Origin of the sequence: Microbulbifer donghaiensis, assembly GCF_900129095.1 — a bacterium.
Lineage (GTDB): Bacteria > Pseudomonadota > Gammaproteobacteria > Pseudomonadales > Cellvibrionaceae > Microbulbifer > Microbulbifer donghaiensis.
This window is the reverse complement of the sequence record NZ_FQVA01000001.1, coordinates 884190-900400: the sequence shown is the minus strand read 5'-3', so window position 1 is coordinate 900400 and position 16211 is coordinate 884190. Positions and strand designations below refer to the sequence as shown.

The window sequence follows — 16211 nt, the reverse complement described above, 5'->3', positions numbered from 1 at the left end:
GCGATATTTCGGCTGAGATCCGTCCTGGGCTATACTGCCGCGCCTCGGAAACGGAAGCCGCGACTGGCTTCCGCAAATATCGCGGATATCTGCCATGACCAGTTGTCCGCAAGCAGAGAGATCGAGACGTATCTATGTTCGATAACCTGAGCGACCGCTTATCGGCCGCACTAAAGAAAGTCACCGGTAAAGCGCGCCTGACGGATGACAATATCCGCGATACCTTGCGCGAAGTGCGCAAGGCACTGCTGGAGGCGGATGTGGCCCTGCCAGTGGTGAAAGCCTTTGTGCAGCAGGTGCGCACCGCGGCGGTGGGCCAGAAGGTCAGCAGTGCGCTGAACCCGGGGCAGCAATTCGTCAAGATTGTGCAGGACGAACTGGTCAAGGTGATGGGTGAGGCGGCGCAGCCGCTGAACCTGGCGGTGCAGCCGCCGGCAGTGATCCTGATGGCGGGCCTGCAGGGTGCCGGTAAAACCACCAGTGTGGCCAAGCTGGCCAAATACCTGCAAACGCGCGAGAAGAAGAAGGTGATGGTGGTGAGTGCGGACGTCTATCGTCCCGCGGCCATCAAGCAGCTGGAGACGCTCGCCGGCGAGGTGGACGCGCTCTTCTACCCGTCGACCCCGGAGCAGAAGCCGCTGGATATCGCCAAGGGCGCGATGGATGCGGCGCGCAAGCAGTTCGCCGACGTGCTGATCGTCGATACCGCCGGCCGCCTGCACATCGACGAGCAGCTGATGGATGAGATCCGGGAGCTGCACGGTGAGCTGGCCCCGGCGGAGACCCTGTTCGTGATCGACGCTATGATCGGTCAGGATGCGGTCAATACCGCCAGCGCCTTCAACGAAGCGCTGCCGCTGACCGGCGTGATCCTGACCAAGGCGGACGGCGACGCCCGCGGCGGTGCGGCGTTGTCCGTGCGTCATGTGACCGGCAAGCCGATCAAGTTTATCGGTGTCGGTGAGAAAACCGACGCGCTGGAGACCTTCCACCCCGATCGTATCGCCTCGCGCATTCTCGGTATGGGCGACATCCTGTCGCTGATCGAGGAGGCGGAGCAGAAGATCGACAAGGCCAAGGCCGAGAAGCTGGTCAAGAAGGTGCAGAAGGGCAAGGGCTTCGATCTGGAAGACTTGCGCGACCAGCTGCAGCAGATGCAGAACATGGGCGGCTTCGGCTCGCTGCTCGAGAAAATGCCGGGTATGGGCGGTCTGGCCCAGGCGGCGCAACAGGCGGATATGGGCAAGGAATTTAAGCGTATGGACGCCATCATCGGCTCCATGACGCCAGCCGAGCGCCGCAACCCGGACATCCTTACCGGCTCCCGCAAGCGCCGGATTACCGCGGGTTCCGGCACCCAGGTGCAGGACCTGAATCGCCTGCTCAAGCAGCACAAGCAGATGGGCAAAATGATGAAGAAGCTCAAAGGCGGCGGTATGGGCAAGATGATGCGCGGTCTGGGCGGCATGCCTGGCATGGGCGGCACGGGTGGACTTGGCGGAATGGGCGGTATGCCCGGCGGCCTGCCCCCCGGTTTCAAGAAGAAATAGCCGACCTTAAGGCCCTGATTTCGCGGGCGGATTAAGCGCTATACAAACCCCGGGCGGTACATTAGAATACGCCGCCTTTCAGCCGGGCGAGCTACCGGCATAGTTGTTGTAGGCGGTCCTGTGGGGCCGCCCAGTGTTGAACCTACAGGAAAGTTACATGGTAACCATTCGTTTGGCTCGTGGCGGTGCTAAGAAGCGCCCGTTTTATCACCTGACTGTGACCGACAGCCGCAAATCCCGCGACGGTCGTTTCATTGAGCGCGTTGGCTTCTTCAACCCGGTTGCCCGCGGTCAGGAAGAGCGTCTGCGTGTAGATCGTGAGCGTGTTGAGTACTGGGTAGGCCAGGGCGCGCAGGTTTCCGATCGCGTCAGCAAACTGCTGAAAGAATCCGCTTAATTTAAGCCTGTTGGTGGTGCGCCTGTGGCCCTAGACCTCGACAGCAGCGGATCCAAATCCGATGAACTGGTCACTGTCGGGCGCATAACCTCGGTTTACGGCGTTCGCGGCTGGGTCAAGGTCCACTCCTACACCGAGCCGATGGACAATATCCTGCAGTTCTCAGACTGGTGGCTGCAGGGTCCGAACGGCTGGGAGCCGTTGCAGATCGACGGTGGCAAAGGCCACGGCAAGGGTCTGGTCGTCCATATCAAGGGCGTCGATGACCGCGATCTGGCGGCGCGCTTCTGCCAGCGGGATATCGCCGTGCGCCGGGACCTGATGCCAGCGCTCGACGAGGGCGAATTCTACTGGCACCAGCTTGAAGGCCTGCGCGTGATCAGCCGCTTCGGTGGCGCTGAACACGATTTAGGTACCGTGACCCGCATGATGGAAACCGGTGCCAACGATGTGATGGTGGTGCGCGGTGGTGAGGACAGACGCGAGCGTCTGATACCGTATCTGCCCGGCGAATTCATCATCGATATCGACCTGGATGCCGGTGTCATCACCGTCGACTGGGACCCGGAATTTTAGTGGTGGCTGCCAAGCGCATCGCCCTGATCAGCATCTTCCCGGAGATGTTTGCCGCGCTGACCGATTACGGTATCAGCGGACGGGCGGTCAAGGACGGCCTGCTGGAAGTGCGCTGCTGGAATCCGCGCGATTTCACCAGCGACCGCCACCGCACGGTGGACGACCGCCCCTACGGCGGCGGCCCGGGCATGGTGATGCTGGCAGAGCCCCTGTACCAGGCGCTGAGCGCAGCTCGCGCCTGGGCCGAGGAAGACGGTGCGACTGCGCGCAGTATCTACCTGTCGCCCCAGGGGCGACAGCTGGATCAGGGTGGTGTCGAGGTGCTGGCCGAAGCGGGCAACCTGGTGTTGCTGGCGGGGCGCTACGAAGGCATCGACGAGCGCATCGTCGAGATGCTGATCGACGAAGAATGGTCGATCGGCGACTATGTTTTAAGTGGTGGTGAGCTGGCCGCCATGGTGATGGTGGATGCCGTCACCCGACTGATTCCCGGTGCCCTGGGGCACGATCAGTCGGCGGTGGAGGACTCCTTCGCCCAGGGATTGCTGGATTGCCCCCACTACACCCGCCCGGATCAATTCCTAGGCAGAGTGGTGCCGGAGGTACTGTTGTCCGGCAACCACGAGAGAATTCGCCGCTGGCGCCTGAAGCAGGCACTGGCGCGCACACAACAGCGACGGCCCGACTTGTTGGAGCGGCTGGAACTGGATAAAGAGCAGAAGCTGCTGCTGGAGGAAATCCGGCAGGAGCGGAAGTCCGAAGAGAGTTGAGGGTGCCTCTGGAGAGATCTAGGGATGCCTGTGAGGCCGAATTCGCCGGGAGGCGCAAGTAGTTCGGTGAACTAGCTGAGAAGCTACACAATCGTAGGACTCTAACTAGAGTCCTTATGTTTGGGAGTATTCCAAATGACTAACAAAATCATTCAGCAGCTGGAGCAGGAACAGCTGAAGAGCGAAGTTCCGGCCTTTGCCCCGGGCGACACCGTTGTCGTTCAGGTTAAGGTTAAAGAAGGTAACCGCGAGCGTCTGCAGGCCTTCGAAGGCGTGGTAATCGGCAAGCGCAACCGCGGTCTGAACTCTTCGTTCACCGTGCGCAAGATCTCCCACGGTGTTGGCGTAGAGCGTACCTTCCAGACTCACAGCCCGCTGGTTGACAGTGTTTCTGTCAAGCGTCGCGGTGACGTGCGTCAGGCCAAGCTGTACTACCTGCGCAGCCTGACTGGTAAGGCTGCCCGTATTAAAGAGAAGCTCAACTAAGTTTTTCTTTGATCGAGTACAAAAAAGCCGGGGCAGAGATGCTCCGGCTTTTTTTTGCCTGTGGTTTAATGCGCCCATGGACACTATTGCCGATCAGCAGCCGTTGATTACCCGCTGGCTGGACATGCTCTGGGCCGAGCGCGGTGCCAGCGAACATACCCGCGCCGCCTACGGGCGCGACCTGCGCGCCTTCACGACATTCTGCGAAGAGCAGTGTGGTAATGGCTTGCTGTCAATTGGGCGCGTCCAGGTACAGCAGTATCTCGCCAGCAAGCACCAGAGCGGCAGCTCGGCCCGCTCCACAGCCCGCGCCCTCGCCGCGCTGCGCAGTTTTTATCGCTACTGCCTGCGCCAGGGGCTGATCCAGGAAGATCCGGTCGCGCTGATCGAAAACCCGAAGCTGCCCAAGCCACTGCCCAAGTCGCTGTCCGAGGCCGACGTGGAGGCGCTGCTGGAGGCTCCGGACACCGAGACGGCCATCGGTATGCGCGACAGGACAATGCTGGAATTGCTCTACGCCTGCGGCTTGCGCGTGACCGAGCTGGTGGAGCTGACTGTATCGCAGGTCAACCTGCGCCAGGGGGTGGTGCGGGTGTTTGGCAAAGGCAGCAAAGAGCGGCTGGTACCCATGGGGGAGGCTGCGCAGGAATGGATGCTGCGCTATCTGCATTCCACCCGACCGCAGCTGCTGCCACCCGGCAACAGCGACACCTGCTTCCCGGGGCGCGCCGGCCGGCCGATGACCCGGCAGACCTTTTGGTACCGCATCAAGCACTGGTCCAAAGTGGCCGGCATCGAAAAACCTCTGTCGCCGCACACATTGCGCCACGCCTTCGCCACCCACCTGCTCAATCACGGCGCCGACCTGCGCGTGGTGCAGTTGCTGCTCGGCCACTCCGACCTGTCCACGACCCAGATCTACACGCAGGTGGCCAAGGCGCGCCTGCAGGCGCTGCACCGCGATCACCACCCCCGGGGCTAGGCCTCTCACGACGCTCGGTGCGATCGACGAACAATAACAACAGGATTCTCTGCCATGAAACGAATAGCGGGTCACATTTCCCGAACTGCCACTGCGGCGGCTATCGCCCTGGGCTTGTCCGCGCCGGCCGCGGCCCAGGAAACACCGGAGCATATGCGTGCGCTGGTGGCTGGCTACAAGGCGGCATTTACCTGCAGCGCCACCTTCAACGCGGGGCGCTCGCCGGAATCCATCGCCGCGCTGGAGCTCAACCGGATCTACCCGGGCTATCGGGAAATCCTCGCGGAGTTGCCGGCGGCAAAAATAGACCGCGCACGGAAGATGGTGAGCGTGTCTTACAGTGAGCAGATGCCGCCGCGCGTCAGCGCCTGGCGCCCACACCTGGGGTGCGCTCAGCTGCCCATAGGGGCGGAGGCGGATGTGGCCGCCGAGCTGCCTCGGGTCACATTGGCCGCGGTGCCGCAGGGCAATGACAAGCCCTGGCCATTGGGCGACAAGGCCAAACCGGCCAGCGCTGCAGATCTGGCGGAAATCATAGCGCGCGCGTTTGACGGCAAGACGTACGGCGCCGGTACCGAGACATCGGCGGTGGTGGTAAGCCGTAGCAGCGAGCTGCTGGGCGAGCGCTACCGCGCTGGCTACGACCTGCACACGTCGCAGCGCACCTGGTCGGTGGCCAAGAGCATCGCCGCCACCGTTGTCGGCATCGCCGTCGGTGATGGGGTGCTGAAACTGGACGAGCCGGCGCCGGTGCCCGAGTGGCAGAGCCCGCTGGATCCGCGCCGTGGGATCACGCTGGCCAACCTGCTGCACATGTCCTCCGGCCTCTACAGCGGCCAGTCCGGCAGCCGTACGGATCAGATCTATGCCGGCGGCGCCCGCATCACTGACCGCGCGACAGAGGCGCCGCTCGATGCGCTGCCGGGCAGCCGCTGGCGCTACGCCAACAACGATACCCTGTTGGCCGTGCGCAGTTTGCGCGCGAGCCTCGGCAGTGATGCGGACTACCTGCGCTACCCGTTCGAGAAACTGCTCCACCGCATCGGCATGCGCGATACGCTGCTGGAAACTGACTGGGAGGGCAACTTTGTCATGTCCTCCCAGGTCTGGACGACGGCGCGCGACCTGGCGCGCCTGGGCATCCTGTACCTGAACGATGGTGTCTGGGCCGGTGAGCGGGTTCTGCCGGCGGATTGGGTCGATTATGTGCGGACCCCGGCCCCGCAGCAGCCACCGGCACTCAACAGTCGCGGCGAGCCCGGCTGGGGCTACGGCGCCCAGTGGTGGCTGCTCGGCGAGCGATTCCAGCTGCCGAAGGACGGTTTCATGGCCGCGGGCCACCGCGGCCAGTATGTTTTTGTGGTGCCATCGCTGGATCTGGTCATCGTGCGTCGCGGCTACGATGAGTCCGGCGGCCAGCAGTTCGATATCGCCGCGTTTGCCCGCGATATCATTGCCGCGCTCTAGGGGCAGGGTGGCACCCCGGTTGCGAATGCTGTAAAACACGCCGTAAGAAACACTTGTCGCCTATTGGTGCCATACTGGCTGGAACCGAATTACGGTGTATTAGTCGAAGCCAGAGAAGAAATTAAGGAGCTTTCGGGAATGACGCTTTTCAACAAGCCGCTGATGCTGGTCGGCGCACTGTTCGCCCTGCTGGGGGCGACAGCCCAGGCGGAAGTCGACGCAGAGGTCGCGAAAACCATCAAGGCGCGCCTCGAGGCGGGCAACCCAAAGGCCAGTTACGGTGAGGTGCGGGAGAGCCCGATCAGCGGACTGTACGAAGTCGATGTGGATGGCGGTGCCAACACACTGTTCGTCTCCGCCGATGGCAGCCATTTTATTTTCGGTGACTTGTATCAGGTCCACGCTGGTGGCGGTCTGGCGAATATCTCCGAACAGCGCCGCACCACCAAACGGGCTGCGATCATGGATGCGCAGAATGTCGACGATATGATCGTGTTTTCTCCCAAGGGGGAGACCAAGGCCCATATCTATGTATTTACCGATGTGGACTGCGGTTACTGCCGCAAACTCCACAACGACGTGCCGGAGCTGAACAAGCGCGGTATCGAAGTGCGCTATCTGGCTTTCCCGCGTACGGGACTGAATTCCCTCGGCTATCGCAAGATTGCCACCGCCTGGTGCGCCGAGGATCGCAACAAGACCCTGACCGCACTGAAGAATCGCGAGAATGTGCCGCTGAAAGTGTGCAAGAACAACCCGGTGGCGGAGCAGTACAATCTGGGCAACGATGTGATCGATGTGCGCGGTACGCCAACTATCGTGATGCAGGACGGCAGCGTAGTGCCCGGCTACCTGCCGCCGGAAACTATGATCAAGGCGCTGGGTATTTAATGAAAGAATCTGCCGGCAGCGCTAGCCCGGATATTGCACCGGGCCGCTTGAGATTCCACTTGAGTCTTTGTTTGTAAAAATTTTTTGAAGTTTTCACTCGGGTACAAAATGTTACCAAGCACCGCTGGCCGCGCCCTCGCTTGATCTCTGTGCGCCCAGCACATTTTTGCGGCTAATACGTGCAATAAGCATGCATGTACGCCACAAAAATGCACTGAATGCACAGATCTCGGCGCGATCATCGCGGCCCCTGGTGCAATATCCGGGCTAGCTGCCGGCAGTGGTCCCTTCTTTTTCCGGGTGGTTCAAACCCGGATTTTGATGTCTACCTTGCGCGGCTGGGTCATATTTTCCGGGCGAAGAATATCGTTCAGTTCCGCCTCGCTTAGCAGTTCCTCCTCCAACACCAGCTCCTTGACGCTGCGCCCGCTGTGCAGGGCCAGCTTGGCGATGCGGGTGGCATTTTCGTAACCGATAAACGGGCTCACCGCGGTGATCACGCCGATACTGTTCTCCACCATTTGGCGGCAGTGTTCCACGTTGGCGGTAATACCGTTCACGCAGCGGTTGGCCAGCGTGTGCATGGCCTGGGTCATCAGGCGCATGGACTGCAGCAGGTTGAACGCAATCACCGGCTCCATCACGTTCAGTTGCAGCTGCCCACTCTCTGCCGCGAGGGTGATGGTCAAGTCATTGCCGATCACCTGATAGGCAACCTGGTTCACCACCTCGGGAATAACCGGGTTTACCTTGCCGGGCATGATCGAGGAACCGGGTTGCATCGGTGGCAGGTTGATCTCGTTGAAGCCGGCTCGCGGACCACTGGACAGCAGTCGCAGGTCGCTGCAGATCTTGGAGATTTTTACTGCGATACGCTTCATGACGCCGGAGAACATCACGAAGGCACCCATGTCTGAGGTGGCTTCGACCAGGTTTTCCGCGCAGATGAATTCAATCCCGGAAATTTCCGACAGGGCGTCGACCACCAACTGGCGATAGGCCGGGTCGGTATTGATACCGGTGCCGATCGCGGTGCCGCCCATATTGATCTCTTTGAACAATACGACCAGTTCCTTTACCCGGGCCACGTCCTCACGCACGGTGGCGGCGAACGCAGCAAACTCCTGGCCCAGGGTCATGGGCACGGCATCCTGCAGTTGGGTGCGGCCCATCTTGATGACGCTGGCAAACTCTTCGGCTTTCTTGTCGAACTCGAGGCACAGCTGTTCCATCGAGTGCACCAGATCGCTGTAGCTGAGCAGGATGGCCAGGTTGATCGACGTCGGGTAGACGTCGTTGGTGGACTGCGACAGGTTGACGTGGTTGTTCGGGTGGACGTTTTTGTATTCGCCTTTGCTGTGTCCGAGCAGCTCCAGCGCGCGGTTGGCAATGACTTCATTGGCATTCATGTTGGTGGAAGTGCCGGCGCCGCCCTGGATCATATCCACGAGAAAATGATCGTGCAGCTCGCCGGCGATGATCTCATCGCAAGCTCTGCCGATGGCTTCGGCGAGTTCTGTCTGCAGGTATCCAAGTTCGCTGTTGGTGCGGGCGGCTGCTTTCTTGACCATGGCCAGCGCCTTTACCAGGTTTGGAAAGTGATTCAGGGTGATACCCGTTATCTGGAAGTTCTCCAGCGCGCGCAGGGTCTGGATGCCGAAGTAGGCATCGGCGGGTACTTCGCGGTCGCCGAGGAGGTCGTGCTCCATCCGCACGGCGCTTCCGGCGGTAAATACCGGCATGGGTTTCAGGGTTTGAAATTCGTTGGTCATACGTCGTCCTGTTGGGGCTGGCCCGGAATTGGGTTTGTCGGGAAAAATTTGTGGCTATCTCGGTACGGGTGTGTCCGCTGCTGGCGCTCTTTTTTAAAGTGGCGTGGCGAAAAAACTCTGCGGCCCCTCGTTGGCGGTAGCGCGAATGCTCTCGCGGATATTACGGTTGATCTCCTCGGAGTCCGGACCGAATACCCCGCACAGCTTGAGCGCGCTTCTGACGCTGATATTCCGCCCCAGCGATTCCAGTACTACCTTGGTGCAGACCGGTTCGCGGCGATCACTGGCGGAGACGCCGAGTTTCAGGCCGGACAGATAGCTCACGCGGCTCTTGTAGGTCGGATAGAGTATCGTCTGGGCTATCTCGTTGCGGGTCAGCGCTTCATAACCGATCAAAAAGATGCGCTCGGAAAGAAAAAACAGCATGCCCTTGTAGCGGGACTTGTACCATTCCTCCCGGTCCGGATAACGCATGCGTTCGAAGCGCTGAAAGTAGTATCCGTCGCCATCCGACTCAATGCGCAGCAGGCTGCGAATGATGTGGTCCTGGAAGGTCATAGAGTAGTGGTACTCGAAGTAAAAACCGAGATACTTGTCCGCATGACCCTTCGACTCGCGCATCAGCTTGTCGATGTCAGAGCTGTAGGGCTGCGCCGGTGCGGCGGACGCGCCGGGCGCACTGCGGACGCGGACAATCTGTGCGAACTGCTCGTGCGGCATCAGGATTTCATGAGGTTCCACGCCAAAAAAATCGCAGATTTTTGTCAGCGTGTAACGGGAGGGCTGGGTATCTCCACTCAGGTACTTGTTGAATTGCGCCCGATTCACACCCAGGCGCCGACACACTTCCGCGATGGAGCGATAGTAGCTGCAAAGCAGGCGGAGGTTTTGCGAGAAGTCCTTGCTCATAGGGGCGTAATTTCGTGCGGTATCGTCGCGAAAATTAATTACTGGTAACGCTCAGTGGAGCAGCGTGCATTCCCCGCACAGGGAGGTCTGCATCAGCTCCCTCACCTCCTGCTGTGGCAGGTCCATCGCGAGCAGGTGATTCAGTTTCGAATAAGCGGCCTCGGTGGTCATATCCAGGCCACCGACTACGCCGGCCCGTAGCAGAGCCGAGCCGGCCGCGTATTTGCCGAGGTCAACGCGATTTTCCAGGCACTGGGATACGGCGACGCAGATGGTGCCGCGCTCGGTAGCTTTCTCCAGCCAGCCGGTGAACGATTTATCATCCGTGGGCGCATTGCCGGTGCCGTAGGTTTCGAGTACCAGCCCGCGGGGAGAGTATTCCAGCACCTTGCTCAGAAAGAACGGCGAAATCCCCGGGAACAGCTTCAGTATTACAACACCGCCGTCGGCGAACCCGGGGATCTGAAAATCGCGGCGCAGGGCCGGCGCCAGTAGGGCGGAACGGTCGATATCTACATGGATGCCGACCTCTCCCAATAGCGGATAGTTGGGCGTGGCGAAGGCGTCCAGCGAGCCGGAACTGACCTTGGTCGCGCGGTTGCCGCGCAGCAGTTTCCCGTTGAAGTAGAGGCACACCTCGGCGAGTGTTTCATCCGTGCTCAGCAGGAGGGCGGCGATCAGGTTGTTGTGGGCATCGCTGCGCATTTCCCGCAGCGGTATCTGGGAGCCGGTGACGATCACCGGTTTGTCCAATCCCTGCAGGGCGAAGGAGAGGGCCGACGAGGTGTAGGCCATGGTGTCGGTGCCGTGCAGCACCACAAAGCCCGCATAGCGGTCGTAGCGATCACGGATACAGGCGGCAATGCGATACCAGTCGGCCGGCTGCATGTTGGCGCTGTCCAGGAGTTGGTCAAATGCGTGGAAATCGTATTCGGGCAACTGTCCCGGAATGCCGGTCAGCAGTTTGTCCAGCAGAGTCTCCAGATCCGCATCGGGAATATAGCCCGACGCGCTGCGCCGCATGCCGAGGGTGCCGCCGGTGTAGAGGATCAGGGTTTTCTTCATCGTTCTGCTGTGTAAAGCGCCGGTTTTGGGAGGGCACATTTTTTGCGATAAGCGACAGTGGGCGCAATTTCGCAGGCTGTCGTTATCTGATGCTGTTAGATGCCCTTATAGCATCAACTAGCGCCAATGTCTGGTGGTTGTGTGAATCTGCAGATTACTGTGGTCGGTTACTGTCCCTTGCGCCGGGTAAGGGGGCGCCGGTCGCGCAATTTTATTGACTTTTTCCCCTCTGTCTCAGTAAGGTTGTCGTCCTTTTATCGTTTTTAGTAACACTTATTGCGCTGTTGCCTGGCTCGAGTCCGGCGTCGGGGCTTTCGCCATCGCGCCGAGTGCCCGCCGCTACAGTCCAGGATCTTTTGCGCGGAGGGAAGTTGTGAGCGCAACCGTCGAAGAAACCACCGAACTGGCACCCCGTCTTCCGGCCGACAACCTGCGGCGGGCGGTGCGTATTGGCATTTGTGGCCTCGGTACAGTTGGCAGCGGTACGGTGAACGTGATGGCGCGCAACGGCGAGGAAATAGCGGCGCGCTGCGGCCGCCCGGTGGAAATCGTGCAGGTGGGTGCGCGCCGCGACAACGCCGCCTGCGATACCAGCAAATTGAACGTCACCCGTGAAATCTTCGATGTCGCCGACAACCCGGATGTCGACATCCTGGTTGAGTTGATCGGCGGCACCACTGTGGCCCGCGAACTGGTGCTGGCCGCCATCAACAATGGCAAACATATTGTTACCGCCAACAAGGCCCTGATTGCCGAACACGGTAACGAACTGTTTGCGGCGGCGGCGGAAAAGGGTGTGACCATCGCCTACGAAGCTGCCGTGGCCGGCGGTATCCCGATTATCAAATCCCTGCGCGAGGGCCTGGTCGGCAACCGCATCCAGTGGCTGGCCGGCATTATCAACGGCACCGGCAACTACATTCTCACGGAGATGCGCGACAAGGGGCGCAGCTTTGCCGAGGCGCTGGCTCAGGCCCAGGAGCTGGGCTACGCAGAAGCGGATCCGACCTTCGATGTGGAGGGGATAGACGCGGCCCACAAGCTGGTGATTATGGCTTCCCTGGCATTTGCGATGCCGCTGGCATTCGACAAGGTGTATACCGAGGGTATCAGCGGCGTTTCCAGTGAGGACATCCGCTACGCGGACGAGCTGGGCTACCGCATCAAACACTTGGGTATTGCGCGGCGAACCGAACACGGTGTCGAGTTGCGCGTACACCCGACTCTGATTCCACAGCGCCGCCTGATCGCCAATGTGAACGGTGTCATGAACGCGGTGCTGGTCAATGGCGATGCCGTGGGCCCGACGCTGTATTACGGCGCCGGCGCCGGTGCAGAAGCCACGGCGTCGGCGGTGATTGCCGATATCGTCGATGTGGCGCGCACCCTCGAGGCAAAACCGGATCAGCGCGTGCCCGCGGCCGGCGTGGCCGAGGGCAGTCAGGCGGGCCCGCAGGTGCTGCCGATGGATGAGGTGGTGACCAGCTACTATCTGCGTATATCGGCGCACGACAAGCCCGGGGTTATGTCCCAGGTGGCAAAAATCTGCAGTGACCAGGGCATCAGTATCGAAGCCCTGATTCAACACGAGCCGGCGGAAGGCGAGGCGCTGGTGCCGGTGGTTATTCTGACCAGCCGCGCCAAAGAGGCGCGCCTGCGCGAGGCCGTGGCGCAGATAGAGGCGCTGGACACCGTCGAGGGCGAGGTGGTGCGGATCCGCGTGGAGACGCTGGGCTAACTACTCGTTTTCGGAGGGAATAATCGAAAGCAGAAGCTTTGAATCGGCCCTGCCGCCGGTGATCATCCGGCAAGCAGTCCTTTCGCAATCATTTGCTCGGCGCCCCTGGAATCTGTGGCTCTGAATCGGCCCTGCCGCCGGTGGCCATCCGACAAACAGCCTGATCGGCAATCGTTTGCCGGATGGCCCCCGGCGTCAGGGCCTCGCCCTGAGGCAACCGGCCGAGATTGATTGTGGCTGCGGGGCGCTCCCGCTACGAATTTATTTAACTGTTAGTAAGAAAACCGTGAAATTCATCAGCACCCGCGGCCGCGCGCCGTCACTTTCCTTTGCCGATACCGTGCTCACCGGCCTCGCCACTGATGGCGGCCTCTATGTACCGGAATCCCTGCCGACTTTTTCCCGTGCGGAAATCGCGGCCATGGCCGGGCTTGATTACGAGGAGCTGGCTTTTCGCATCATTCAGCCGTTTGTCGGCGAAGACCTGAGCGATGACGAGCTGCGCGGTATTATCGGGCGTGCCTACAGCACTTTCCGCCACCGCGCGGTGGCGCCGCTGGTGCAGACAGACACCAACGAGTGGATTCTGGAGCTGTTTCACGGCCCGACCCTGGCGTTCAAGGACTTCGCATTACAGTTCCTGGGGCAACTGTTCGACCACCTGCTGAAAAAGCGCGGCGAGCGCGTAGTGGTGATGGGGGCGACATCCGGCGATACCGGCTCCGCCGCGATAGAGGGCTGCCGCCACTGCGACAATATCGATATCTTTATCCTGCACCCGCACAAGCGAGTGTCCGAGGTGCAGCGCCGCCAGATGACCACGGTGATGTCGGACAATGTGTTCAACATCGCGCTCGAGGGCAACTTCGACGATTGCCAGAACATGGTCAAGGCGAGTTTTGCCGACCAGTCGTTTCTGCCGGATGGCCGCCGCCTGGTGGCGGTCAACTCGATCAACTGGGCGCGCATCATGGCGCAGATCGTCTACTACTTCTATGCCGCCCTGAGGCTGGGCGCGCCGGAAAAAACGATGAATTTCTCGGTGCCCACCGGCAATTTCGGCGATATCTATGCCGGCTACCTGGCGCGGCAGATGGGCCTGCCCATCGACCAGCTGGTGATCGCCACCAACGCCAACGATATCCTGCACCGCTGTATCAGCGACAACGATCACTCGCCGCGGCCGCTGGTGCACAGCCTGTCGCCCAGTATGGATATCATGGTGTCGAGTAACTTCGAGCGCCTGCTGTTCGATTTGTACGATCGCGACGGTGCGGCGGTAGCGGAACTGCTGGCGGATCGCAGCGCGCCGATGCACCTGGATGAGGGAGCGCTGGCGCGGGCGCGGGAAGTCTTCGCTTCCTGCCGCGTGGACGACAGGCGCACCGTGGAGGTGATCCGCGAGGTGTTTGAGTCCAGCGAGTACCTGCTCGATCCCCACACCGCCATCGGCGTCGAGGCCGCGCGCAGAGTGCGCCTCGGTTCGCAAGAGGGGCGCGAACAACCGATGGTTTGCCTCTCCACCGCCCATCCGGCAAAATTCCCCGATGCGGTGGCCCGCGCGCTGCCCCTGGAGAAGATTCCCCTGCCGGCGCATATGCAGGACCTGTTCGAGCGCGCGGAGCGCATGAAGGTCCTGCCCAATGACCTGTCCCAGGTACATGAGTTTATGGCGACGGCACTCGTTACCTAATTTAATCCAATAAATCATCCTGATTTATTGGATTGTCGCCCGCGAATTGCTGGCGCAGATACGTGGATCTACTGGCATTTCGGGGGCTCGCGCTGGCCTTTGGCCAGCGGCGGCACATCCCTGTGCCGCATCTCCCCGCCAATCATGTCGATTGGCGGGTCAATTGAACAGCTGAGTAGCAATGACGACAAGAATTCAGCGGCGGCCAGTGGATTTCTCCACTGGCCGTTTTGCATCTGACACACCGAAAATCCTGCAGCGGGTGCTGCTCGGCCGCGGCGTGAGCAGCGAGGCCGAGCTGGATCACCGCCTGGCAAAACTGCACGCACCGCAATCCATGCGGGGCCTGGAGCGAGCGGTGGAGCTGCTGGTGAGCGCCGTGCGCGCCCAGCAGAAGATCCTGATCGTCGGCGACTTCGACGCTGACGGTGCCACCAGCAGCACCCTGGCGGTACTGGCGCTGGGTGCCATGGGCGCTCCCGGGGTGGAGTTCCTGGTGCCCAACCGCTTCGACTTTGGCTACGGCCTGACGCCGGAGATCGTCGAGGTGGCGAAGGATTTCGGCCCCGACGTGCTGATCACCGTGGACAACGGTATCAGCAGCATCGATGGCGTGGCCGCGGCCAAGGCGGCGGGGATGACGGTGATCGTCACCGACCACCATTTGCCGGGCGCCGAGCTGCCGGATGCCGACGCCATCGTGAACCCGAACCAGCCCGGCTGCGATTTCCCCAGCAAGAACCTCGCCGGGGTGGGGGTGATTTTCTACCTGCTGAGCCGCCTGCGCAGCGCGCTGGAGGACAGCGGCTGGTTTGCCGATAGTGGCACCGCACCGGTGAATATGGCCGAGTACCTGGATCTGGTGGCCCTGGGCACGGTCGCGGACCTGGTGCCGCTGGACCACAACAACCGCATCCTGGTGCAGCAGGGTATTGCGCGCATTCGCGCCGGCTGCTGCCGGCCTGGTATCAGCGCGCTGCTGGAGGTGGCCGGCCGCGATCAGCGCAAGCTGTCGACGACCGACATCGGTTTTATTCTCGGCCCGCGCATCAACGCCGCCGGGCGCCTGGACGATATCGGTACCGGTATCCGCTGCCTGTTGACGCGCGATCCGAGCGAGGCCCGCGAACTGGCGGCGGAACTGGACGCGCTGAATCGCGATCGCAAGGCGATAGAGCAGGGGATGCAGCGCGAGGCCATGGCCGCGCTGGAGAAACTGCAACTGGAGGGCGAGATTCCCTGGAGCCTGTGCCTCTTTGATGAAAACTGGCATCAGGGCGTAGTCGGTATCCTCGCCAGCCGGATCAAGGAGAAATTCCACCGGCCGGTTATCGCCTTTGCCGAGGGCGACAACGGCTTGATCAAGGGCTCGGCGCGCTCGATTCCGGGGCTGCATATTCGCGATGCCCTCAGCGATGTAGCCGCGGCACACCCGGATCTGATCAGTAAGTTTGGCGGCCATGCCATGGCGGCTGGGCTAAGTCTGCCGGCGGAAAACCTCGCCGCCTTTACCGACGCCTTCGAAGTGGCGGTGCGCAGCCGTCTCACGGAAAAGCAGCTGCAGGCGGTGATCGATTCCGATGGCGAACTGGAGTCGGCGGATTTCACCCTGCAGACGGCGGCCACGCTGCGCGCCTGTGCGCCCTGGGGCCAGGCATTCCCGGAGCCGCTGTTTGACGGTGAGTTCCTGCTGCTGCAGCAGCGCATCGTCGGTGAGCGCCACCTGAAGATGGTGGTGGCGCCGACGCAAAATCCGCAGCTGGCGCTGGACGCGATTGCGTTCAACGTCGATACCGATCAGTGGCCGCAGCAGGCGGACCGGGTGCGCCTGGCCTATAAACTCGACATCAACGAATTTCGCGGCCGTGAATCATTGCAGCTGCTGGTTAATTATCTGGAGCCGTTGTAGGCGTGT

14 protein-coding genes are annotated in these 16211 nt (G+C 61.3%); 11 read left to right on the top strand and 3 right to left on the bottom strand.

Annotated features, from left to right (window positions below):
• Positions 1 to 134: 134 nt before the first annotated feature.
• From ffh to BUC36_RS03775, 8 genes are all read left to right on the top strand, one after another.
• Positions 135 to 1550: a signal recognition particle protein gene (gene ffh, locus BUC36_RS03810; protein WP_073271640.1), complete on the top strand. Its 1416-nt coding sequence runs from the start codon at positions 135 to 137 to the stop codon at positions 1548 to 1550.
• Between the two features lie 157 nt (positions 1551 to 1707).
• Positions 1708 to 1947, top strand: a complete 240-nt coding sequence (gene rpsP, locus BUC36_RS03805; protein ID WP_073271637.1) for a 30S ribosomal protein S16 — start codon at positions 1708 to 1710, stop codon at positions 1945 to 1947.
• Positions 1948 to 1971: 24 nt separating this feature from the next.
• Positions 1972 to 2523: a ribosome maturation factor RimM gene (gene rimM / locus BUC36_RS03800; protein WP_073271632.1), complete on the top strand. Its 552-nt coding sequence runs from the start codon at positions 1972 to 1974 to the stop codon at positions 2521 to 2523.
• Between the two features lie 2 nt (positions 2524 to 2525).
• On the top strand, positions 2526 to 3293 hold the full coding sequence (trmD, locus tag BUC36_RS03795; RefSeq protein WP_200797177.1) for a tRNA (guanosine(37)-N1)-methyltransferase TrmD: 768 nt from the start codon (positions 2526 to 2528) through the stop codon (positions 3291 to 3293).
• Positions 3294 to 3428: 135 nt separating this feature from the next.
• Positions 3429 to 3779, top strand: a complete 351-nt coding sequence (gene rplS, locus BUC36_RS03790) for a 50S ribosomal protein L19 (protein WP_073271626.1) — start codon at positions 3429 to 3431, stop codon at positions 3777 to 3779.
• Positions 3780 to 3855: 76 nt separating this feature from the next.
• Positions 3856 to 4761, top strand: a complete 906-nt coding sequence (xerD, locus tag BUC36_RS03785) for a site-specific tyrosine recombinase XerD (RefSeq protein ID WP_073271623.1) — start codon at positions 3856 to 3858, stop codon at positions 4759 to 4761.
• Positions 4762 to 4815: 54 nt separating this feature from the next.
• On the top strand, positions 4816 to 6228 hold the full coding sequence (locus tag BUC36_RS03780; RefSeq protein WP_084535574.1) for a serine hydrolase domain-containing protein: 1413 nt from the start codon (positions 4816 to 4818) through the stop codon (positions 6226 to 6228).
• Positions 6229 to 6366: 138 nt separating this feature from the next.
• Positions 6367 to 7119 carry a DsbC family protein gene (locus BUC36_RS03775; protein WP_073271620.1) on the top strand — a complete coding sequence of 251 codons (753 nt, stop codon included), beginning with the start codon at positions 6367 to 6369 and terminating at the stop codon, positions 7117 to 7119.
• 305 nt (positions 7120 to 7424) lie between these two features.
• On the opposite strand, the gene aspA is transcribed toward BUC36_RS03775, so the two are convergent.
• From aspA to BUC36_RS03760, 3 genes are all read right to left on the bottom strand, one after another.
• Positions 7425 to 8891 (bottom strand): aspartate ammonia-lyase, encoded by a 1467-nt coding sequence (gene aspA, locus BUC36_RS03770; RefSeq protein WP_073271616.1) that lies wholly within the window; start codon positions 8889 to 8891, stop codon positions 7425 to 7427.
• A 93-nt stretch (positions 8892 to 8984) separates the two neighbouring features.
• Entirely contained in the window at positions 8985 to 9800 is an 816-nt protein-coding gene (locus BUC36_RS03765; protein ID WP_073271613.1) for a helix-turn-helix transcriptional regulator, read from the bottom strand.
• Positions 9801 to 9851: 51 nt separating this feature from the next.
• Positions 9852 to 10865 (bottom strand): type I asparaginase, encoded by a 1014-nt coding sequence (locus BUC36_RS03760; RefSeq protein ID WP_073271610.1) that lies wholly within the window; start codon positions 10863 to 10865, stop codon positions 9852 to 9854.
• Positions 10866 to 11295: 430 nt separating this feature from the next.
• Between BUC36_RS03760 and BUC36_RS03755 the strand changes: the two genes are divergently transcribed.
• The 3 genes from BUC36_RS03755 (at position 11296) to recJ (ending at position 16205) form a co-directional block, all read left to right on the top strand.
• Positions 11296 to 12603, top strand: coding sequence for a homoserine dehydrogenase (locus tag BUC36_RS03755; protein ID WP_073274531.1), 1308 nt, complete (start codon positions 11296 to 11298; stop codon positions 12601 to 12603).
• Positions 12604 to 12889: 286 nt separating this feature from the next.
• Positions 12890 to 14296: a threonine synthase gene (gene thrC, locus BUC36_RS03750; RefSeq protein ID WP_073271606.1), complete on the top strand. Its 1407-nt coding sequence runs from the start codon at positions 12890 to 12892 to the stop codon at positions 14294 to 14296.
• Positions 14297 to 14477: 181 nt separating this feature from the next.
• Positions 14478 to 16205, top strand: a complete 1728-nt coding sequence (recJ, locus tag BUC36_RS03745; protein WP_073271600.1) for a single-stranded-DNA-specific exonuclease RecJ — start codon at positions 14478 to 14480, stop codon at positions 16203 to 16205.
• Positions 16206 to 16211 lie beyond the last annotated feature (6 nt).